General features: G+C 28.2%; 24 protein-coding genes and 1 tRNA gene. 10 read left to right on the plus strand and 15 right to left on the minus strand.

What is annotated here, in order from left to right; translation table 11 throughout:
• Nucleotides 1-12 precede the first annotated feature (12 nt).
• The 4 genes from ACIJYF_RS00225 (at nt 13) to ACIJYF_RS00240 (ending at nt 4,848) form a co-directional block, all read left to right on the plus strand.
• Nucleotides 13-102, plus strand: a tRNA-Ser gene (locus ACIJYF_RS00225).
• A 68-nt stretch (nt 103-170) separates the two neighbouring features.
• On the plus strand, nt 171-1,208 hold the full coding sequence (locus ACIJYF_RS00230; RefSeq protein ID WP_435116702.1) for a glycosyltransferase family 9 protein: 1,038 nt from the start codon (nt 171-173) through the stop codon (nt 1,206-1,208).
• 296 nt (nt 1,209-1,504) lie between these two features.
• Complete coding sequence (locus ACIJYF_RS00235) at nt 1,505-3,565, plus strand: DNA gyrase subunit B (RefSeq protein ID WP_435116704.1); 2,061 nt, start codon at nt 1,505-1,507, stop codon at nt 3,563-3,565.
• Between the two features lie 2 nt (nt 3,566-3,567).
• Nucleotides 3,568-4,848, plus strand: a complete 1,281-nt coding sequence (locus ACIJYF_RS00240; protein ID WP_435116706.1) for an ActS/PrrB/RegB family redox-sensitive histidine kinase — start codon at nt 3,568-3,570, stop codon at nt 4,846-4,848.
• Here ACIJYF_RS00240 and ACIJYF_RS00245 read toward each other — a convergent pair.
• From ACIJYF_RS00245 to ACIJYF_RS00255, 3 genes are read right to left on the minus strand one after another with little or no spacing between them, the layout of a single operon-like run.
• Entirely contained in the window at nt 4,845-6,644 is a 1,800-nt protein-coding gene (locus tag ACIJYF_RS00245) for a cobaltochelatase CobT-related protein (RefSeq protein ID WP_435116708.1), read from the minus strand. The two genes, ACIJYF_RS00240 and ACIJYF_RS00245, sit on opposite strands and share 4 nt — an antisense overlap.
• A complete protein-coding gene (gene cobS / locus ACIJYF_RS00250) occupies nt 6,645-7,619 on the minus strand; it encodes a cobaltochelatase subunit CobS (protein WP_435116710.1) in 975 nt (324 codons plus the stop codon).
• The gene (locus tag ACIJYF_RS00255; protein ID WP_435116712.1) at nt 7,603-8,136 is read right to left on the minus strand and encodes a J domain-containing protein; all 534 of its coding nucleotides are present in this window, start codon (nt 8,134-8,136) and stop codon (nt 7,603-7,605) included. The genes cobS and ACIJYF_RS00255 overlap by 17 nt, the downstream gene beginning before the upstream one ends.
• 21 nt (nt 8,137-8,157) lie before the next feature.
• Between ACIJYF_RS00255 and ACIJYF_RS00260 the strand changes: the two genes are divergently transcribed.
• Entirely contained in the window at nt 8,158-8,418 is a 261-nt protein-coding gene (locus ACIJYF_RS00260) for a BolA/IbaG family iron-sulfur metabolism protein (protein ID WP_435116714.1), read from the plus strand.
• Here ACIJYF_RS00260 and aroB read toward each other — a convergent pair.
• Nucleotides 8,407-9,513, minus strand: a complete 1,107-nt coding sequence (aroB, locus tag ACIJYF_RS00265; RefSeq protein ID WP_435116716.1) for a 3-dehydroquinate synthase — start codon at nt 9,511-9,513, stop codon at nt 8,407-8,409. The genes ACIJYF_RS00260 and aroB overlap by 12 nt on opposite strands.
• Nucleotides 9,500-10,012 (minus strand): shikimate kinase, encoded by a 513-nt coding sequence (locus ACIJYF_RS00270; protein WP_435116718.1) that lies wholly within the window; start codon nt 10,010-10,012, stop codon nt 9,500-9,502. The genes aroB and ACIJYF_RS00270 overlap by 14 nt, the downstream gene beginning before the upstream one ends.
• Before the next feature lie 57 nt (nt 10,013-10,069).
• Between ACIJYF_RS00270 and ACIJYF_RS00275 the strand changes: the two genes are divergently transcribed.
• The 5 genes from ACIJYF_RS00275 to truA are packed head-to-tail and all read left to right on the plus strand — an operon-like array spanning nt 10,070 to nt 14,194.
• Nucleotides 10,070-10,252, plus strand: coding sequence for a hypothetical protein (locus tag ACIJYF_RS00275; protein ID WP_435116720.1), 183 nt, complete (start codon nt 10,070-10,072; stop codon nt 10,250-10,252).
• Nucleotides 10,227-11,987 (plus strand): hypothetical protein, encoded by a 1,761-nt coding sequence (locus tag ACIJYF_RS00280; RefSeq protein ID WP_435116722.1) that lies wholly within the window; start codon nt 10,227-10,229, stop codon nt 11,985-11,987. The genes ACIJYF_RS00275 and ACIJYF_RS00280 overlap by 26 nt, the downstream gene beginning before the upstream one ends.
• A 23-nt stretch (nt 11,988-12,010) precedes the next feature.
• Nucleotides 12,011-12,526, plus strand: a complete 516-nt coding sequence (gene def, locus ACIJYF_RS00285; RefSeq protein WP_435116724.1) for a peptide deformylase — start codon at nt 12,011-12,013, stop codon at nt 12,524-12,526.
• A gap of 3 nt (nt 12,527-12,529) precedes the next feature.
• Nucleotides 12,530-13,453, plus strand: a complete 924-nt coding sequence (gene fmt, locus ACIJYF_RS00290) for a methionyl-tRNA formyltransferase (protein ID WP_435116726.1) — start codon at nt 12,530-12,532, stop codon at nt 13,451-13,453.
• Complete coding sequence (gene truA, locus ACIJYF_RS00295) at nt 13,454-14,194, plus strand: tRNA pseudouridine(38-40) synthase TruA (protein ID WP_435116728.1); 741 nt, start codon at nt 13,454-13,456, stop codon at nt 14,192-14,194.
• Here the strand turns inward: truA and ACIJYF_RS00300 are convergent.
• Genes ACIJYF_RS00300 through rpmH form a run of 10 tightly spaced genes read right to left on the minus strand, consistent with a single transcriptional unit; the run spans nt 14,174 to nt 21,581 of the window.
• Nucleotides 14,174-14,665 carry an SET domain-containing protein gene (locus tag ACIJYF_RS00300; protein ID WP_435116730.1) on the minus strand — a complete coding sequence of 164 codons (492 nt, stop codon included), beginning with the start codon at nt 14,663-14,665 and terminating at the stop codon, nt 14,174-14,176. The two genes, truA and ACIJYF_RS00300, sit on opposite strands and share 21 nt — an antisense overlap.
• A 30-nt stretch (nt 14,666-14,695) precedes the next feature.
• Nucleotides 14,696-15,625, minus strand: a complete 930-nt coding sequence (locus ACIJYF_RS00305; RefSeq protein ID WP_435116732.1) for a histone deacetylase family protein — start codon at nt 15,623-15,625, stop codon at nt 14,696-14,698.
• Entirely contained in the window at nt 15,622-16,779 is a 1,158-nt protein-coding gene (dapE, locus tag ACIJYF_RS00310) for a succinyl-diaminopimelate desuccinylase (RefSeq protein WP_435116734.1), read from the minus strand. Before dapE ends, ACIJYF_RS00305 begins: the two co-directional genes overlap by 4 nt.
• A 7-nt stretch (nt 16,780-16,786) precedes the next feature.
• Nucleotides 16,787-17,605: a 2,3,4,5-tetrahydropyridine-2,6-dicarboxylate N-succinyltransferase gene (gene dapD, locus ACIJYF_RS00315; RefSeq protein ID WP_435116736.1), complete on the minus strand. Its 819-nt coding sequence runs from the start codon at nt 17,603-17,605 to the stop codon at nt 16,787-16,789.
• A gap of 28 nt (nt 17,606-17,633) precedes the next feature.
• The gene (locus ACIJYF_RS00320; RefSeq protein WP_435116738.1) at nt 17,634-18,305 is read right to left on the minus strand and encodes a pyrimidine 5'-nucleotidase; all 672 of its coding nucleotides are present in this window, start codon (nt 18,303-18,305) and stop codon (nt 17,634-17,636) included.
• Nucleotides 18,302-19,168 (minus strand): acetylglutamate kinase, encoded by an 867-nt coding sequence (gene argB, locus ACIJYF_RS00325; RefSeq protein ID WP_435116740.1) that lies wholly within the window; start codon nt 19,166-19,168, stop codon nt 18,302-18,304. The genes ACIJYF_RS00320 and argB overlap by 4 nt, the downstream gene beginning before the upstream one ends.
• Nucleotides 19,168-20,844, minus strand: coding sequence for a membrane protein insertase YidC (gene yidC, locus ACIJYF_RS00330; RefSeq protein ID WP_435116742.1), 1,677 nt, complete (start codon nt 20,842-20,844; stop codon nt 19,168-19,170). Before yidC ends, argB begins: the two co-directional genes overlap by 1 nt.
• Complete coding sequence (gene yidD, locus ACIJYF_RS00335; RefSeq protein WP_435116744.1) at nt 20,844-21,095, minus strand: membrane protein insertion efficiency factor YidD; 252 nt, start codon at nt 21,093-21,095, stop codon at nt 20,844-20,846. The genes yidC and yidD overlap by 1 nt, the downstream gene beginning before the upstream one ends.
• Entirely contained in the window at nt 21,095-21,436 is a 342-nt protein-coding gene (gene rnpA / locus ACIJYF_RS00340; RefSeq protein ID WP_435116746.1) for a ribonuclease P protein component, read from the minus strand. Before rnpA ends, yidD begins: the two co-directional genes overlap by 1 nt.
• A gap of 4 nt (nt 21,437-21,440) precedes the next feature.
• Nucleotides 21,441-21,581, minus strand: a complete 141-nt coding sequence (gene rpmH / locus ACIJYF_RS00345) for a 50S ribosomal protein L34 (RefSeq protein WP_008545591.1) — start codon at nt 21,579-21,581, stop codon at nt 21,441-21,443.
• Nucleotides 21,582-21,817: the final 236 nt, after the last annotated feature.

Raw genomic sequence — 21,817 nt, forward strand, 5'->3', positions numbered from 1 at the left:
ATAACATAAGTTGGAGAGATGGCCGAGTGGTTTAAGGCGCACGCTTGGAAAGCGTGTAAAGAAGCAATTCTTACATGGGTTCGAATCCCATTCTCTCCGCCAGATTAAAATAATAAGAATTATAAAATTGTAATTAAAATGATACTTAAAAAAAGTATATACTTGTTCTTATGAAAATATGTATTTTTTATACATCACCTAAGCTTGGTGATTTAATTTTACAACTTCCTTTTATAAAAGCAATTTCAGAAAAATATAATTCTAAGGTTTCAATTTGTATTAACCAGCACTTGGGTTTTAAAAATATTTTGATAAAACAAAAATATATTGATGATGTGCTTGAAAGCTACTTTAGGAGAGGCACTTCTTTTGTTACTGATATATACAATTTATCTCAAGACCTAAAAAAAAAAAGTTTTGATACTGCTTTTATTCTAGAAAAAACCAAAGGTCCTGCATTAGCTTCAATTTTAGCAGGTATAAACAAGATTTATGGATTTGGAATTGGTTCGCAAAAATTTTTTGTGGATACAAAAATAAGATTAAAAAAAAATGATTTACGGTATAATTATACTGAACAGTCTATTAAATTTTGCAATCAATTAGACATAAAATATAATTTTGAAGATAAATTTTTGGTTTTAAATAAAAATGATATAAGCCCTATATTTGATAAATATAAAAATTTACCAAAACCATGGGTTTGTTTTGGAGTTGACTCAACTGAAAAAAATCGAATTTGGCCTCAAGAAAATTTTTCTCAATTAGCAGATGCATTAATCAGATCAAATTTTGCCAAAACTATATTTGTTATTAACTCTCAAAATTATGAAAATTATTTTAATAATATTTTATTACAATCAAATAATAAAAAAAATTTTATTGATTGTAAAAATTTAAATAGAAGTGAAATTATACAACTGATTTATCTTTGTAATTATTTTGTGGGTATAAACTCAGGACCTTCTTGTGTTGCTGGTGCTTTCCAAAAGAAAACATTTTGTATCATTGGTGCAACAGATAAAACATTACCTAGATTTAGCATGATGCATAAAATAATAAGTAGTTTTTATAATAAATCTAGGGAAGTTGGAATTAAAAGATGTGGAGATAACTTTGTTCAAAATAATAATGAAGTTAAGTTAATATCAGTTGATCAAGTATTAAATGAAATTAAAAACTGCATTAAAAATGATAATTGTATCTAAATTTTATTGTAATTATTTCTTAAACAAAGTTTTTTAAAATTTAAAATAATTAATTAATTTTAATGTAAATATAATTTTAAAAAGAAATAATTGATAAGTAAGTGAAAATATTAAAAATTTTAATTTAAAGAACTTTCAAACAAGCAATCATTTCATTAGTAAAAATCATCTTTGAATTGCTTTCAAATATTCCTTTATTTACAGTGTAAATTAGCCCTTTTTTATTAAATTATGTGAAGATAAATCAGCATTTTTTATAAAAAATGTTATAATTTATTTTTCCAAAAAATTAAAAAATGACGAATAAAAATACATATCAGGCAGACTCCATCAAAGTTTTAAAAGGTCTTGAAGCAGTTAGAAAAAGACCAGGGATGTATATTGGAGATACAGATGATGGAACTGGTTTGCATCATATGGTCTATGAAGTTGTCGATAACTCCATAGATGAAGCTCTAGCAGGTCACTGTAAAAATATTAATGTAAGAATTAATTCCGACGGAACTATTACTGTAAATGATGATGGTCGAGGAATTCCTGTTGATATGCATAAAGGAGAAAAAAAATCAGCTGCAGAAGTTATTATGACTCAACTTCATGCTGGTGGTAAATTTGATCATGATTCATATAAAGTGTCAGGAGGACTTCATGGAGTGGGTGTTTCTGTTGTTAATGCTCTGTCTGAGTCGTTACAATTAGAGATTAATAGAGATGGAAAGAAGCACTTTATAGATTTTAAAAATGGTGAAGCAAAAGCACCGTTGAAGGTCACAGGAAAATCTAAAGAAACTGGAACTCAAATAACATTTTTGCCATCAAAAGAAATATTTTCTTCTACAAAATTTAGTGCAAATATTTTGATAAAAAGAATGAGAGAGCTAGCCTTCCTGAACAAAGGTATTAAAATAATTTTTACTGACGCTAGTGTAAAAAAAGAGAAAGCATCTGAATTTAAATTTGATGGTGGTGTTCTTGAGTTTGTAGATTTTCTAGATGAAAAAAGAGAGAAACTACAAAATAAAAATGGAAATGATTTATTTAAAAAACCAATTTATATAGAAGGAAAAAAAAACAATATTGAACTTGAGTGTTCTTTAAAATGGAATGCAAGTTATGCTGAAGATATTTTTCCTTACACAAATAATATCTATCAAAAAGATGGTGGAACACATTTATTAGGTTTTAGAAGTGCATTAACAAGAGTTATTAACAAATATGCAAATGAACACAATCTTCTTAAAAAAAACAAATTAGCTATTTCAGGAGATGATATCAAGGAAGGCCTTACTTGTGTGATATCTGCAAAAATTCCAGATCCAAAATTTTCATCTCAAACTAAAGATAAATTAGTTTCTTCAGAAGTTAGAATGATTGTTGAAACAGTTGTGAATGAAAAACTATCTATATGGTTTGATCAAAACCCTTCAGTTGCAAAAATAATTCTTGCAAAAGTTATTCAAGCGGCCATGGCAAGGGATGTGGCTAGAAAAGCTAGAGAAAATGTAAGAAGAAAAGGTGCTTTAGAATTAAGTGGTCTTCCTGGAAAACTTGCAGATTGTCAAATAGGAAAACAAGAAGGCACAGAGTTGTTTATTGTAGAGGGTGATTCAGCAGGTGGTTCGGCTAAACAGGGCAGAAATAGAGCTAATCAAGCTGTTTTACCTTTAAGAGGTAAAATTTTAAATACTTATGTTGAAGATTTAAACGTTAAAAAGAATGGGAACAGTGATAGTTCTGAACAACAAAGAACTAAAGCTTTATCAAAAATGATTTCATCTAATGAAATAGTTACTTTAATCAATGCCTTAGGACTAGATCCAAAAGTACAAGAAATAGATTTAAAAGATCTAAGGTATGGAAAAATTATTATTATGACGGATGCTGATGTAGATGGATCTCACATAAGAGCTCTTCTATTAACTTTTTTTAACAACAAACCATTTAATAAATTAATTGAAAATGGACATGTTTATTTAGCTCAACCTCCTTTATTTAAAATAAACAAAGGAACCAAAGGAATATATATTAAAGATGAAAAAGAGCTAGAGGATTATATTGTTAATAACAATAAAGAATTAAAAAAATTAAAAAGAGGATCTAAAGAGTTTATTAAAGAACTAGATCTAGAAAAATCAAAAATGAATATTCAAAGATTTAAAGGTTTAGGCGAGATGAATCCGGAAGAATTATGGAGCACAACTCTTGATCCTGAAACAAGAAATTTATTACAAGTACAGTATTCAAAAGATTCCAAAAAAGATCAAAGTCTAATACATACATTAATGGGTAACGATGTTGCTTTGAGAAAAGATTTTATTATCTCTAATGCAATTAATGTACAAAATCTTGACATATAATAATGAAGTTCTTTGAAACTTCAAAATATCATTTCTTTAAAAAATCAACCTATATAAGCTTAAGATGGATTGGTATTATTGGACAATTAATTTCAGTTAACTTTGTCTATTTTTTCTTAAATTTTGACTTTAATTTTATTGTTTGTAATCTAGTTATTTTTTTAGGTGTTTTAAGCAATCTATTTTTAATATTTATATATAAAAAAACACAATTATCAGATAGATCAGCATTTATTTTTTTAGTAATCGATATACTGCAATTAGGTGCTCTACTTTATCTTACAGGAGGAATTACCAATCCATTTGTTATTTTTTTACTGATACCAAGTATTTTTTCCTCATCAAATTTAAGTTTTAGAACTAATTCCCTATTAGTATTTCTTACAATAGTTACAATTTTTATACTTACATTTTACTCTTTAGATTTACCGTCTCCAATTAGTGATCATTTTCATGTTAGTCCTTACTATTTCTACTCAATTCCAATCGCTTTAATAATTGCCTTAATTTTTCTAAATTATTTGGCCATGTCATTTGGAACACAATCTAGATTAAGAAGAGAAGCACTAGCAAAAATGGAAGAGGTGATGGCTACTGAACATGAGCTTTTATCTTTAGGAGGTCAAGCTGCAGCTGCAGCTCATTCACTCGGAACTCCTTTATCTACCATAAAAATAATTGCTCATGATTTGGAAAAACAATTTAAAAATCAAGATGACGTTAAAAAAGATATTGAGCTATTGTCCAGCCAAGTGGAAAGATGCAATGAAATTCTAAAACGATTAACTTTAAACCCTGTAGAAGAAGATGAGTTCATTGATAAAGATCTTTCAATGAAAGACTATTTAAGTGAAATTATTGCATCATTTAAAGAGATTAGTGAAAAAAAATTTATTTTTAATTATGATCAATTTTCAAATCAAAAAAAAATAACCAAATCTATAGAAATTGTATACGGCTTAAGAAATTTTATAGGAAATGCTAATAAATTTTCTAAAGATAAAATTAATATAACCTTAAAAAGTGATAGTGAAATCACGGAAATTACCATTGAAGATGATGGCAAGGGTTATCCAAAAGATCTCTTATCAAAAATTGGTGAACCATATTTAAGAACTAAAGATCCTATTGATAAGTCGAAAACAGGTCTAGGATTAGGGTTGTTTATTGGAAAAACACTTTTAGAGAAAAATTTTGCTTCAATTAATTGTAGAAACTCAAAAACTAGAAGTGGGGCAGAAGTGATTATTAAATGGAATAATAAAGATTTATTTAATATTTAGTGAAATTTTCTTTTAGTTTCAAATAAAGAACTTAATTGAGATATCATAACATCTCCCAGTTCATTTACGTCTGTAATTTTAATTGCCTTATCATAATATCTCGAAACATCATGACCAATACCAATTGCCAAAACTTCAATTTCAGTTTTTGTTTCTATGAATTTAACCATTTTCTTTAAATGTTTTTCTAAAAAATCACCTGAATTTACTGAAAGAGTAGAGTCATCTACTGGTGCGCCATCAGAAATTACCATCATAATTTTTCTTTCCTCTTTTCTCTTCTTAATTCTATTGTAAGCCCAAGAAATAGCTTCTCCATCAATATTTTCTTTTAACAGACCCTCTTTAAGCATAAGTCCTAAATTATTTTTAGCTTGTCTCCAGTGAGTATCAGCACCTTTATAAATTATATGTCTTAAATCATTTAATCGTCCAGGAGTTTTAGGTTTTGAATTTTTATTCCAAAACTCTCTACTTTGTCCACCTTTCCAGTTTTTTGTTGTAAATCCTAAAATTTCAACTTTTACAGAACACCTCTCTAAAGTTCTTGATAATATATCAGCGCATATTGCAGCTATTGTAATAGGTCTTCCTCTCATTGATCCAGAATTATCAATTAATAAAGTAACGATTGTATCTTTAAAATCTAAATCCTTTTCTTTTTTAAATGACAACGAATTGTATGGATCCATAATAATTCTTGGTAGCTTTGAGCTATCAAGTAAACCTTCTTCTAAATCAAAATCCCACGCTCTATTTTGTTTTGCAAGCAACTGTCTTTGTAACTTGTTTGCAAGTTTAGTTATGACGTCTTGAAATCCTACTAGTTGTTGATCCAATGTCTTACGAAGCTTTGCTGCCTCATCTGCATTCTCTAATTTCTCAGCTTTTGTTACCTCATCATATTGAGTTGTAAAAATTTTGTAATCTAAATTGATATTATCTAGATTTTTTTGAACAATTTTTTCTGAACTTTGTTCATCAGACTCAATATCTGAAAGCTGTTCATCAAGATTAAACTCATCAACATCATAATCAGCATCTAAAGTGGCTTGTGTTTCTTGATCATTATTCTCATCTTTATTGTCTTCCTTGTCTTTATTCTGGTCATCGTTTGAGGGATTGTCTTGTCCTTGATCTTGATTTTCATCTTTTTTTTCTTCATCTTCTTCAGTTTGAAAAATATCCATTTCCTCTAAAATTTGAGAGAATCTTGAACTGTAGTTTTCTTGATTTTCTAAATTTTCTTGTAAAAATTTTTTATGTTTTTCTACTGATTGTTCAAAATCTTTTTCCCAAAAATTCAACATTTTATTTGTTAAAGGATTTAACTTTATTTGATGAAAATTTTTAAGCATATAAAGTTCAAATGCCTCTGTTACGGGTACGTCTTCTTTTGTTTTTAATTGATCTTTTCTTTTAGTATTAATGATATGTGAGTAATTCTGTTGAAAATTTTTTTCAATTCCCTTAAGCATTTTACCACCCAAGGCCTCATATCTTATTTTTTCAGCAATATTATAAAGAGATCTTGATGATGTATTAGAAGGAAGGTTTTTTTTATAAACACCTTCATCAGAAAATTTTTTTTTTAAAGCAGAAGAATCTGTTTCAGCACGTAATTTAATAAAATCACTTGGCTTAGTTAAGTTGTCAATTTCAATTGAGCTTAATTCCTTTTTTTTATCTTTATCTGATGATTTATTAATTAAATCATAATCATCTGAAATTACTTTTGCTGTTGAAGTTAAAGCAAGTCTGAATTTTTCTTTTAAACTATCTATTTTACTACTCATTTAAATCTGAATATTCATCAATGACTCTGGAAGTTCCTCACCAAAACATCTTTGATAATATTCAGCGATAGTATTTTTTTCAATTTCATCACATTTATTGAGGAAAGTTACTCTAAAAGCATAACCTGTATCTTTAAAAATTTCTGAATTTTCTGCCCAATGCAAAACTGTTCTAGGACTCATTACTGTTGATATATCACCTGCGATAAATCCTTTTCTAGTTAAAGAGGCTACTTTTATCATATTAGCAACATTTTGTTTTCCTTTAGAGTTATTCAGATTTTTATTTTTTGCCAAAACAATATCTAATTCTCTATCAAGACTTAGATAATTTAGAGTAGTGACAATATTCCATCTATCCATTTGTCCTTGATTTATTTGTTGTGTTCCATGATAAAGACCAGTGGTGTCACCTAATCCAACAGTATTTGAAGTTGCAAACAATCTAAAAAATTTATTTTGTTTAATTACTTTATTTTTATCCAGAAGAGTAAAATTACCTTCTGCCTCCAAAACTCTTTGAATTACAAACATTACATCTGGCCTACCAGCATCATACTCATCAAAAACTAGTGCTACCGGATTTTGTATTGACCAAGGTAATATACCTTCATTAAATTGAGTGACTTGTTTTCCATCTTTAAGAACGATTGCATCTTTCCCTATCAAATCTATTCTACTTACGTGACTATCTAAATTTACTCGAATACATGGCCAGTTTAATCTGGCAGCAATCTGTTCTATATGGGTGGATTTTCCGGTACCATGATAGCCTTGAACTAAGACTCTTTTGTTGTGGGCAAAACCAGAAACTATTGCCATCGTAGTATCTCTATCGAATTTATAACTTTTGTCTATTTCAGGAACATATTCATTCTTCTCTGCAAAAGCATCTACTTCCATTTCAGAGTCGATTCCAAAAGTTTGTTTTAATGAAACTTTTATGTTGGGTTGAATATTAAGATTTGGAGTCAATTTTGTCTCTATAAGTATTTTTAAGCTGAGTGTAAGCTAAAGTTATTAATTTTAGTTTTTCTTCATATTTTTTGTTTCCGGCATTTATATCTGGGTGATATTTTTTGACAAGTAATTTGAACTTATCTTGAACTTTTTCCCACTTCAATCCCACTGAAATTCCCAATATACCAAAGGCTTTGATATCTTTATGGTTAAATTTAAATTGACGCATATGATTGTAGTCACCATTAATTTTATCTTTGTCCAACTCATCCCTTAAAGTGTTATTCCACAGAACTTTGAAGAAATTATCAGAAGAGCTAAAGCTTTGAGTGGGTTTGTGCCAAATCATATCTGATTTTAAGAAATTCAAGACCTGATCATCATTCATTCCTGAGAAATAATTCCAATTTTTATTGAACTCTTTCACATGCTCTAGGCAAAGCATTCTATATTTTTTACTATTATCTTTTTCAACTGGTGCTCGGTAATCACCAATTTCATTACAATTATTCCAGTCGCAAATATTTTTCATGATGTATAATAGATTAAGTTTATGGATATAAATGAGTTAATTGCAATTGTAAAAAAAAAACTTACTGACCAAATTGATATCGAAAGTATTAAAATAGAGGATAAATCTTTTCTTCATAAAAATCATGCTGGTAATCAAGAGGGAAGATATCATTTAAAAATTATTATGAGTTCAAGTGAATTAAAGACTTTAAGTAGAATTGAAAGCAATAAAAGAGTATATAAAATTTTAGATAAAGAAATGAAAGAACATATCCATTCAATACAAATTTTAATTTCTTAATTCATTTTTTAGAAATTCGGATAAATTATTTTTTTTATACTCTCTATTTATAATTGGATGTCCAATTTTTTTTAATAAAACTAAATTAATATTACTTGAATTATTTTTTTTATCTTTAGCCATAAAAGATAATATTTTATTTAAATCTTGAATCTTAAAAAATTGTTTTAAATTTGAGGGTAAACTTGCTTTTGAAATATGCTTTAAGATTGAATAATAGTCATTTTTTTGAATTAAATTATTTTTTAAACTAAAACTTAACGCACTTTGCATCCCAAGTATTACGGCTTCTCCGTGGTTGAGTCTTTTTGAATAACCTAAAGAAGCTTCATAAGCATGAGCAAATGTGTGACCAAAATTTAATATTTTTCTTAAGCCTTTTTCTTTTTCATCTTTTTCAACAACATTTTTTTTTATTTTACAGCTTTCGTATATAGCTCTTTCAATAAATGGAGATGAAAGTTTTAAAATTCTATTACTATTTTTATCTAAAAATTTATAAAAACTTTTATTGGCAATTAAAGAATGTTTTAAAATTTCACCATAACCACAAATCAATTCTCTTTTTGGTAAAGTCTTTAAAAATTGAATATCTGATATAACCAGATTTGGTTGATAAAAACTTCCTATTAAGTTTTTTCCAAATTTAGTATTTACTCCTGTTTTTCCTCCAATCGATGAGTCTACTTGAGATAAAAGTGTAGTTGGAATATTGATAAATTTTAATCCTCTTTTAAATAGACTAGCTGCAAAACCACTTATATCTCCAGTAATACCCCCACCAATAGATATAACACAATCCTCTCTTGAAAAGTTTTTGGTTAGTAAAATATCCAAAATTTTGTTTACGCTTGTAAAATTTTTGTTCATTTCATTAGCTTTAAAATAATGAATATGAAGTTTTTTTTTGTTAAGAGATTTTTTAATCTTTGAAATAAAATGTTTAGAAACATTTTTATCGATAACGAGCAAACATTGTTTAAAGTTTATTGAATTTTCTTTTAAAATTTTTGATATACCAGATCCTAAATTTGAACCAATAATAATTGAATATTTTTGAGTTTTAGTATTAATTTTTAACTTAATGGGTTTCATAATTTTTTAAAACTTTTTTAACAATTTCATTTTTTGACAATTTATCACATTTAATTTCATATAAAGCTTTAGAGTAAATGTTAGATCGTTTTTTTATTAAATCAATCAATTCATTTTCTGTTGAACTAATAGCCAGGGGCCTTTTTTTACTATTTTTAATTCTATTCAGTAATGTTTCATTATTCCAGTTTAGCCAAAAAGAGATGTGGTTTTTAAGAATTTCTTTTCTAATAACTTTATTCATAAATGCTCCACCACCAAGTGATACGACAACTGAATTAATTTTTAATAATTTGAGAGTTGTTTTTTCTTCAAATTTTCTAAAATAATCTTCACCTTTTGTTTCAAATATTTTGGATATAGATAAGCCCAATTCTCTTTCAATCTCTTTATCTACATCTATGAATTTGATCTGTAATTTTTTTGCAGTTAGCGAACCAATAGAGCTCTTCCCAGATCCCATCATACCTAAAAACACAAGATTTTCTTTTGATTTCATAAGTTTCTTTATTGAAAAAACACAAATATGTCTTAATTTGAAATTAACTAAAGTTATATGCAATTCAATAAAAATACAAGTTCAGGCAGAACCAATGTCATTGCAATAATTATAAAATCTATGATTGGTCTTATAGTTATATTAGGACTTGTTTTTTTTATAAACAAAGTTGATTTCCCAGCTCCTAAAAAAGAAATAGAAAAAACTATTCCAAATGAAAATTTCAAAATTGTTAAATAAGAAAAATTTATCAATTGTAATTTTTTCTTTAATTTCTTTCTCATCGTTTGCAGAGGATAAGCCTGTAGATATTTGGAATTTAGAAAAACAAGAGTCTGAAACTATTTCTGAAGAAAATTTATCAATTGAAAATAAACAAGAGGTATCTGAAAGCAGTATTTATAAAATGCAATCAGATAAAAATGAAGTCTCTATAAAGTTAGACCAAGAACTTACGTCAAAAACAACTAAAATTGTAGGATTATATGATCCACAAGAATATGGTTTGGATATAAATATGTGGTCAAATTCTGATGGTTCAACACTTAAAAAACTTTTTAATAACATAGATAAATACGAACTTTCAAAAGATGCTTCTGAAATTCTTAATATTTCATTATTGACAAATGCTTATTATCCAAATCAAAATATTACTGATCAGGAATTTCTAAAGTTTAAAACAGAGTGGCTCATTAAAAACTCTAACTTAGATTTAATAGAAGAATATCTTATCAAGAATCAAGTCACTAATCTTCATCCGGAATTAATGAGATACATGGTTGATAGATATTTGTCTCAATCAGATGTTAAAAAATCATGTGAAATATTCTCTAAGATCAAAGAACCTTTAGAAGATGAATATTTATCAAAATTTAATTTATATTGCTTAATTAATTATGGAAAAAATGAGGAAGCTCAATTAATTTTAGATTTAAAGAAAGAGTTAGGTTTTTCAGATGAGTATTTCGAAAATAAAATAAATTACTTATTTGGATATATAGATGAGGCAAATAAAGAAATCTCTGAAAATTCAATTCTAGATTTTCATTTAGCCCATAGAACCAATCCTGAATTCAAATTTGAGCCAAATAAAGACACACCTAAATTAATTTGGAAGTATTTATCATCTTCTAATTTGTTATATAAAATTCAAGATGTAGAGATTACAGATATAGAAAAAATTTCAACTATTGAAAAAGCAACTCATGATAAAAATTACTCAGAAGAAGAGTTGTTTGAGTTTTATAAGCGATTTCAATTTAATATAAATCAGCTGTTAAATACTAAAGAGTCATATAAATCCCTATCATCCATTGAAGGGAAAGCTTTAGTTTATCAAAGATTGCTTTTGACTGAGGAGCCAAAACTAAAACTCGAATTAATGAAAATTCTAAAAGATATCTTTAAATCTGAAGGTATCGAGGATGCTTTTGATGAAGAACTTAGAAAATCTTTAAAGCAAATTGATGAAACAGATGTACCATCTAATTTCACTACTTTTTATAATCAGTATTTAAAAAGTGATGAAATCATTAATAAAAGAATAAAATATAACAATAAAATATTACACCAATCCAAATTGGTAAATTATTTTAATGGAGATTATGCAAAATCGAAAATTGAAGAAGATCTTGATAAATTTTTAAAAAAAATAAAAAAAGATAAAAAATACTCTTTATCTAAGAAAGATATAATTTTTCTTGAAGCTTTAAAGTCTGATGGAATTGAAATCTCAAAAAAATATGAAAATCTTTACAAAGTTAACAAATCAGAGATGCCCTCAGATATTCAGAAAATGCTTGATAATAAAGAAATTGGAGCGGCATTACTTAGAATTATAGAGGTTATTGGGCCTGAGAAAATTGAGGTTATAGATGATGATACGGTTTATTTTATAATAAATACACTGAACCAATTAAATACTGACTCGATTAGGAATAAACTTTTATTAAAAATTCTTCCTTTAAAAGTTTAGAAATTATAATAAAATAATTTGTAATGGCTGTTAAAACTATAATCACTGAACCAAATAAATTGCTTAGACAGATTTCAAAACCTATTGAAAGTGTTGGTAAAGAAGAACAACAACTCATGAATGATATGTTGGATACAATGTATGATGCTAATGGTATAGGTCTTGCAGCAATTCAAATTGGCATCCCAAAAAGAATTATAGTGATGGATATTGCTAAAGACGGAAAAAAAGAACCTAGATATTTTATAAATCCAGTTATTTTAAATAAAGATCCGATTAAAAACACACACGAAGAAGGCTGTTTATCAGTGCCTGAACAATTTGCCGAGATAGATAGACCAAGTAAATGTGATGTAGAATACCTTGATTATAATGGAAAAAAACAATTATTAAAGGCAGAGGGTTTACTTGCTACATGTATTCAACATGAAATGGATCACTTAGAAGGAATATTATTTATCGATTACCTTTCAAAATTAAAAAAATCTATGATCATAAAAAAGCTATCTAAATTAAAATCAAATACCGCAGTTTTTTAATTGATGGCAAAAAAGATTGTTTTCATGGGCACACCAATGTTTGCTGTACCCATTTTAAAATCTCTTTATCAAAATGGTTATCCAATATCAGATGTCTATACACAACCTCCTCAGAAATCACAAAGAGGTCAAAAAATTAATAAATCTCCTATACAAGGGATTGCTGAAACTTTAAATTTAGATTTTAGAACTCCAAAAAATTTAAAAAATAACAATGAAGAATATGAATATTTTAAAAGCATCGATGCAGATCTTGCAATTGTTGTTGCATATGGGCAAATTATCCCAAAAGAGTTTTTAAATTTAACTAAAAAGGGATTTATTAATATACATGCATCTCTTTTACCAAGATGGAGAGGTGCCGCTCCCATACAAAGATCAATAATGAATCTTGATAAAGAAACAGGTGTTAGTGTTATGAAAATAGCTGAACAGCTTGATACAGGCCCAGTGTGTAATACTTATAAAATAGATTTAATAAATAATCTAAACGCTAGTGATATATCTGAGAAATTATCTTTAATAGCAGCTGAGAAAATATTAGATAATGTTGATGATATAATGGAAGATAAAGCAAAATTCATTGAGCAAGATCATTCAAAAGCAACATATGCATCTAAAATTCAAAAGGCTGAGGGGGAAATTAATTGGAATGATGAAGCAAAAATTATTATTGGAAAAATAAATGGTTTGTATCCCGCACCAGGTGCATTTTTCATATACAAGGGTGAAAGATACAAAATTTTAAAAGCAGAAATTGGCAATGGAATTGGAAAGCCAGGAGAAATTGTTTCTGATTACCTAGAGATTGTTTGTGGAGACAAACAAACAATTAAGATTACAGAAATCCAAAGACAGGGGAAAAAGCCCCAAAATATTGGTGAATTTATGCTTGGTTCACAAATTAAAAAAGGTGATGTAATTTAAATGGCTAGGTATCAACTACTTATTGAGTATGTGGGAACAGATTTTAGAGGGTGGCAAATTCAAAAAAAGGGATCAACTATTCAAGGACTTATTCAAGAAAAACTCACAAAACTTTTAAAAGAAAAAATTATTTTAAATGGTTCAGGTAGAACTGATACGGGTGTTCATGCAATTGAACAGTCTGGTCATTTTGATAGTGAAAATGAAATCTTAGATTTAACAAAGTTTTTAAAATCAATTAATCATTTTTTAAATGATCAAGGGGTGGCTATTAAAAAAATCAGAAAAAGAAGTAATAAATTTCATTCAAGATTTTCAGCAAAACAAAGAGTTTATAAATATATAATTCTTAATCAGATTAGTGCTCCTGTGATTGAAAATAAAAGAGGGTGGCATGTAAGAAAACCCTTAGATCTAAATTTAATTAAAAAAGGAGCAAAAAAATTAGTTGGCACTCATGATTATTCTACCTTTAGATCCTCAAGTTGCCATGCAAAAAGTCCAATTAAAACAATTAAATCGGTTAAGATTAAATCATCTAAAAATAAAATTGAAATAGAATTTAAATCACAATCCTTTCTACAGCAGCAGGTTAGGTCAATGGTTGGATGCTTAAAATATTTAGGTGAAAAAAAATGGGATTTAAAAAAATTTGATAAAGTATTTAAATCTAAGAAAAGAGTTCTTTGTGCACCACCTGCACCTCCTGAGGGTCTTTTTTTAGCGAGAGTTATTTATTAATTTTTTCTTATTACTCATTGCGAATTTTTTATTAATTCGCCATCTAGACTCTGCTCTTATAATGTAACCACAACAGTTTTTAGATTTACATTTACATGGAAATTGTTTGTAATTTTCATCATATCCAAAACCATAGTCACAAGTAAATTCTTCACCTTTTTTAATAGCCTTGATTGCTTTCACCCAAATTTTAAGACCTTTTCCATCATAGTCACAATTGTTATCACAGGAGTGATTAATTAAACCTGCTGTGTTCCATGGAAAATCACCATCTAAATCGTATCTTTTATTAATAGTGAATAAATAAATTGGTTTACTGTTATCATATTTATCAGACTCTTCAGTTTGTTTTTTTGTGATAAGTTTTCCAACGTAGTCAATTATTTTTGTACCTTTTTTAATATCTCTTGTAGCATACAAACCTCTGCCTTTTTTATCGATGTCAGATTTTTTAATTCTGTAAAGTTTCATAAAGGTTTTGTAGAGTTTATATTTGAATTATCAATTAAATTCTATTAGAGCATCTACATGTCTTTTAGTACTATCTTGAAGAGCTCTAAGGTCATAGCCACCTTCTAGAATTGAAACTACATTTCCTTTGCATATTGATTTAGAAACTTCTAAAGTTCTTTTTGTTATATGGTAAAAGTCTTCTGAGCTAAGTTTTAGTTGAGCTAAAGGATCATCGATATGGGCGTCAAAACCCGCAGAAAATAATAAAAATTCAGGTTTAAATTCTTTTAATTTTTTTAAAACACTTTCATAAGCGTTTAAGTATTGCTCAGCAGAAGTTCCAGCTTCAAGAGGAATATTTAAAATATTATTAAACTTACCAGTTTCTTTTTCTGAGCCAGATCCAGGATAGTAAGGATATTGATGAGTTGAAATATATAATACTTTTTCGTTATTATAAAAAATATCTTGTGTCCCATTTCCATGATGGACATCAAAATCAATAATTGCAACTTTATTGTACTTGTACTTTTTAATTAGATAATTAGCACCTACTGCAACATTATTATAAATGCAAAATCCCATTGCTTTATTTTTTTCAGCATGATGTCCAGGAGGTCTTACAGCACAAAACGCATTTTTAAATTCTTTCTGCTGAACCCCATCGATAGCTGCAATTATAGATCCTACAGCATCTTTGGTTGCTTCTTTACTGCCAGGAGAAACAACTGTGTCTCCATCAAGAAAAGCCAAACCATTTTCTGGAAATGATTTACTTACTAGATCTATATATTCAGAAGAATGAGTATTTATTAAAAAAGATTGATCAAATCTAGCTGGTTTTTTCCAAATTAATTCTTTGTTATCAATTTTTTTAAAGTTATCGATTACAGCTGTAACCCTATCAATTTTCTCTGGATGTCCTTCACCGGTATTATGATTTTGATAAGTATTAGAGGTAATTAAACCAGTTTTCACTTAAAATAATTTTGTAAAATATTTGAATATATCAAAGTAAGTTTTTTTAAATCAGACAATGAAACTGCTTCATCTACTTTATGCATTGTTTTGCCAACTAAACCAAATTCTAAACATGGAGCTATTTTTCTAATAAATCTAGCATCAGAAGTGCCACCTGTTGTTGACAGTTGAGGTTTGATTTTTGTAATTTTTTTAATGATATCTCTAATCATAAAAGTTGTATTATTTGGCTTTGTCAAAAATGCCTCTCCAGATACACTATAATCAATCTTATATTTTGATTTATTTTTATTACTTATTTTTTTTATAATTGTATCAATTTTCTTTTTTATAGAACTTGAAGTATGTTTGTTATTAAATCGAATATTAAATTTTGCATTAGCTAAACCTGGAATCACATTATCTGCAGAATTATCAATATTTATTTTAGTAACTTCAAGATTTGTTGGTTGAAAATCTTTTGTCCCATTATCAAATTTAATATCTTTTAATTCTTTTAAAATTTGTACAAGTGCTGTGGATGGATTGTTCGCTCTTTGAGGATAAGCCACATGTCCTTGAACACCTATAATTGAAAGTCTGCCAGTCATACTTCCTCTTCGACCAATTTTAATCATTTCACCTAATTTATTTGGATTAGTAGGCTCACCGACTAAGCAAAAATCTATTTTTTCTTTTTTCTTTCTTAAGTAATCGACTACTTTTTTAGTGCCATTGATTGCAACACCTTCTTCATCTCCTGTAATTAAAAGACTAATGGAGCCATTAAATTTTCTTTTATTCCTAACAAAATTGCTTACTGCAGAAACAAATGCAGCAATTGAACTTTTCATGTCATTCGCACCTCTTCCAATTAAGTATCCCTTTTTAATAGAAGGTTTAAATGGATTTACCGTCCAATCTTTCAAATTTCCAGCAGGAACCACATCTAAGTGACCTGCATAACAAAAATTTGGTCCTTTATTACCAAGTCTTGCGTAAAGATTTTTTACTGGTTTGCTATTCTTCTCTTTGAACTCTAAAATTTTAGTTTTAAATCCTAGTGTTTTAAGTTTTTTTTCTAAAAACTTCATTATGCCAGCATCAACAGGTGTAACAGTTGGAAATTTAATTAGCTCCTTAGCTAATTGAAGTTCATTAATAGTTGGCATTATAAATCTATTCTCTCAATAAATCGTTAATCGAAGTTTTAGATCTTGTTTTTTCATCTACTTGCTTGATAATTACTGCACAATATAGAGCGGGACCTTTACCATTTTTGCTTGGCAAACTTCCTGGAACTATTACTGAGTAGGGTGGAATTTTTCCATAGATTACTTCTCCAGATTCTCTATGAACAATTTTTGTAGACTGACCAATAAACACACCCATAGATAATACGGAACCTTCACCTACAATTACTCCTTCAACTATTTCAGAACGAGCTCCAATGAAACAATTATCTTCTATAATTGTTGGATTAGCTTGCATCGGCTCAAGCACACCACCAATTCCTGCGCCACCAGAAATATGACAATTTTTTCCTATTTGAGCACAAGAACCTACAGATGCCCAAGTATCAATCATAGTACCTTCATCTACATAAGCTCCAATATTTACAAATGAAGGCATCAAGACTACATTTTTACCAATAAAAGACCCATGTCTAATGGCTCCGTTAGGTACGTGTCTAAAGCCAGCTTTTTTATGTTCTTCTCTTCCCCAGCCAGCTGTTTTCCCTCTTACTTTGTCCCACCAAGTAGCGTAAGGACCAGCAAGTGTTTGCATTTCATTAGTTTTAAAGCTTAAAAGAATTGCTTTTTTAATCCATTGATGAACTATCCACTCATTATCTTTTTTTTCAGCTACTCTTAAAGTACCATTGTCAACAAGTTCTACTGTATCTTTAATTGCACTTAATATTGATTGGTCAGATTGACCATTAATTGAGTCTTTATTGTCCCAAGCTGTATTGATAATATTTTCAAATTCTTTCATAGTTTTAATTTAATGTTTGTAAGTTAATTTATTTTACTTTTAATATATTAATTTCTTGAAGAAAAGAAGGCAAGCTCTTAATCTTGTAATCTATGTATGGTTTGTTCGAATCTTTTTTAGCAAAAGCCTCTTCGTTTTCTAACCAACAAGTTTTCATTCCTAAATTCTTAGCCTGTTCTAAATTGTGGGCAATATCTTCAATTAAAATTGATTGATTTGGGTTTAAATCAAATTTTTTTATCAATTTTTGATATGGATCTAAATGTGGTTTTGGAACATAATTTGCATCTGTGATATCAAAGGCTCCATCAAATAATCCATCAATACCAAGTTGTTTTGTAACATTTTCAACATGGGCGTGTGATCCATTAGTAAAAATAATTTTCTTTTCTTTTATCTTAATAAGCTCTTCTCTTAAAACTTCATCTTTTGGCAGCCAACTGATATCAATATCGTGAACAAATTCCAAAAATTCTTGTGGATCGATATTATCATGGTTCATTAGACCTGAGAGTGTTGTCCCATACTCATAAAAGTATTTTTTTTGAATTTCTTTTGCTTTTATAAGATCAACATTAAATTTTTCAGAGATAAAAGAAGACATTTTTTTATCAACTTCAGAAAAAACCTGAGTTTGACCACTATAAAGAGTGTTATCAAGATCAAATATCCAGTATTTTATATTAACTAAATCTTTCATTGTCTTATCAGTGTTCCCGATCCTTTATCAGATAATAGCTCAAAAAGAATAGAATGATTTTTTCGGCCATCAATTATTACAACACCTTTTACTCCATTGCTTGCAACATCTAGACAATTGTTGATTTTGGGGATCATACCCCCAGTAATAGTTTCATTTTCAATTAATTCCTTGATTGAAGCTGAGTTAATTTCAGGAATTAATTTTTGGTTATTATCTAAAACACCTTCAACGTCACTCATAATGATCAGTCTTCTTGCCTCAATTTTTTTTGCAATCGAACCAGCTGCTGTATCTGCGTTTATATTATATGTTTGATTGCTTTCATCTAGACCTAACGGTGCAATTACTGGAACTTTTTTATCGTTTACAATTTTATCAATAATAGATTGATCAATTTTAGTTGGTGTTCCAACAAATCCTAATTCATCATTTTCTTTAATTACGCTAATAATATTATTAATTTTGGAGTTAATTGTTTCACTATTACAAGATTGTTTTTTAAGGGCTTCAACAATCTCTTGGTTGAATTCTATTAAAACTTGTTCAACTACTTCAATTGTTTCTTTTCCAGTAACTCGAAGTCCTTTAATAAATTCACTTTTTATTCCAAGCTCATTTAATTTATTGCTTATTCTTTTACCACCACCATGCACAATAATAGGAATAAAACCTAATTTATTAAGAGTAGTAATATCTTTTATAAAAATTTCGAATAAATTTTGATCAACTAAAACGCTTCCACCACATTTTATAACAATGTATTCGTCGTTGTATTTTTCCAAATATCTTTTAACTTCATCAATTGAAGGACCATCTGATGGGAGGATTTTATCTAATTCTTCTTCTTTTATTTCCAGCATTAAGTAACTGTTTTAACTGTAGTTCTTTTCATAATGAAAACTTGTTGAGCCATAGTTAAAATATTATTAACAGTCCAGTAGATAACTAGTCCGGCAGGGAATGGGGCTAAAATTATTGTAAGGAAAAGTGGAAAGAACATAAATATTTTGGCCTGCATAGGATCTGTTGGAGCGGGATTAAGTTTTTGCTGAATAAACATTGATACACCCATTGCAATAGGCCAAGCACCAATCATCAAAAATGAAGGAACATCATAAGGCAATAAACCAAATAAATTGAAGAGCGATGTAGGATCTCTTTCTGATAAATCTTGTATCCATCCAAAAAAAGGCATTTGTCTCATTTCAATTGTTACAAACAGTACTTTGTATAATGCAAAAAATACTGGAATTTGAACTAGTATAGGCAAACATCCAGACATGGGATTAACTTTCTCTTTTTTATAAAGAGCCATCATTTCTTGCTGTAATTTCATTTTATCTTCTTTATGAAGATCTTTAAGTCTAGCCATTTCAGGCTGTAGAGCCTTCATTTTTGCCATACTTTTAAATGAGAAGTTTGCAAGTGGAAAGAATGCTAGTCTTATACAAAATGTAATTGCTATAATTGCCAGACCGTAATTTCCTAATAATTTAAAAAAGTAATCTATGCCATGGAACAAAGGTTTTGTAATGAAATACAAAAATCCCCAATCAATTGCTAAATCAAATTTATCTATATTTAGAGAGTTTGCGTATCCATCAATTATGTCTACTCTTTTAGCAGCCACTATTATTTGCAATTTATCTTCGATACTCGAGTTTCCTTTTAATTCTAGAGGTTCTGTACCTACAAAATTAGCACGAAACTTTTCTTTATAATCAAATGTAGTCTTGAATTCTTTACCACTTGGTGGAATCAATGAGGTTATCCAAAATTTGTCTGAAATTCCAAGCCACCCCTTTTGAGAAGTTTTTGAAAATTTTTCTTCTTGAATATCGTCATAATCTTCTTCAATTAATTCTTCATCTAATGTTGCTATTAAACCTTCATGAAGAATGTAAAAATTCGAAATATCTGGAATTTCTTTTCTGATAATTTGACCATAAGTGTAAAAATCAAACTCTTTTTTTGTTGGATTTATTACTTTCTGTTTAATTGTGAATAAAAATTTGTCATCTAAATTTATCTCTTTCTCAAAAGTAATTCCCTGATCGTTAGTCCAAGATAATCTAACTGGAGATTGATTGGTTAGTTTATTGTTTCCTGATACAGACCAAATAGAATTAGAATTTGGAATATCAATATTTTTATCAGAAGTTATAAAACCACTCTCTATAAAATATCCATCTTTAGTATTTCTTGGCGTTAAAAGAGTAACTTTCTCATCACTATTTAAAGCTACATTATATTCTTTAAAGGTTAAGTCATCGATTGCAGCACCTTTTAAAGAAATCGAACCAACTATATTTTGATTTTCAAATTGAATTCTTTTATTTTGGTTTAAAGCCTCTTCTCTTGTAATTTCGGTTATAGTTTCTTTTTGATCCAAGCTAGGCGCATCTGAATTTTGTTCAGTTTTATTTTTTTCTGCCAATTGTTCTTTAGTAACTGGCGGGGGAGCAAAAAAAAGTGAATATAAAATTATTACCGCTGCCGATAAAGAAATTGCTGCAATGACATTTTTAGTATCCATTATTTTTTAGCTTTCACTTCTTTTTTAACAGGATCAAAGCCATCGCCACCTCCCAAAAACTTTATTGGGTGGCATGATAGAATTCTTTTTAAACTCATGAAAGTTCCTTTAACTAGACCAAATTCTTTTAAAGCTTCTATACTGTACTCTGAGCAAGTCGGTAAATATCTACATGATTGACCAAGTAGTGGGCTAATTAGAAATTTATAACCTTTGATAAATTTAATTAAAATATTTGTGAAAATGTTCATTATTTAATTTTTTCTAAATCCTGAAATAGAGTTTCTTTTATATTTTTGTATTCATTGTTTAGCATAGTTGCCTTGGCAATAACAAGATATGAATAGTTAAATTTTAACGATATCTTTTTAACTGCCTCATTAACTATATTTCTTAATCTACGTTTAATTTTATTTCTTTTTATCGCATTCCCAATTTTCTTTTTAGTCACAAAACTAATATTAAGTTTGCTATCATCTTTGTTAGCTAGGTTGCCAAAAAAAATTGTAACGTACTTGTTGGAAATTTTTTTTTGCTTTAGTAGATTTTTGAATTCTTCGTTTTTTGAAAGAGCAAGTATTTTGCTTTTCATTTATCTAAACTGATACTGTTAACGATTTTCTTCCTCTTGCTCTTCGTCTAGCCAAAAGTTTTTGTCCACCCTTAGTCTTCATTTTTGATCTAAAACCATGTTTTCTGGCTCGTTTAACGTTAGATGGTTGGTATGTTCGCTTCATAAAATGTGGTTAAAATTTATTAATTTTCGCTCTTTATAGTAACTAAATATATAAATAGCAAATAGAAGATTATATAATTAGCATTGTATTTAATGGAAAAAGCTAAAAAAATTAAATTATTTATAGGATTATTTTATCTTACAGCTATTTGTTTATTTTTATATTTTTTTTTTCAAAATTTAGCCTTCAGGAAATAACTTCTTATGATTTTATTAAAGAAAATAGATCTTATTTTT

The organism is Candidatus Pelagibacter bacterium nBUS_49 (assembly GCF_051200925.1).
Classification (GTDB): domain Bacteria; phylum Pseudomonadota; class Alphaproteobacteria; order Pelagibacterales; family Pelagibacteraceae; genus Pelagibacter.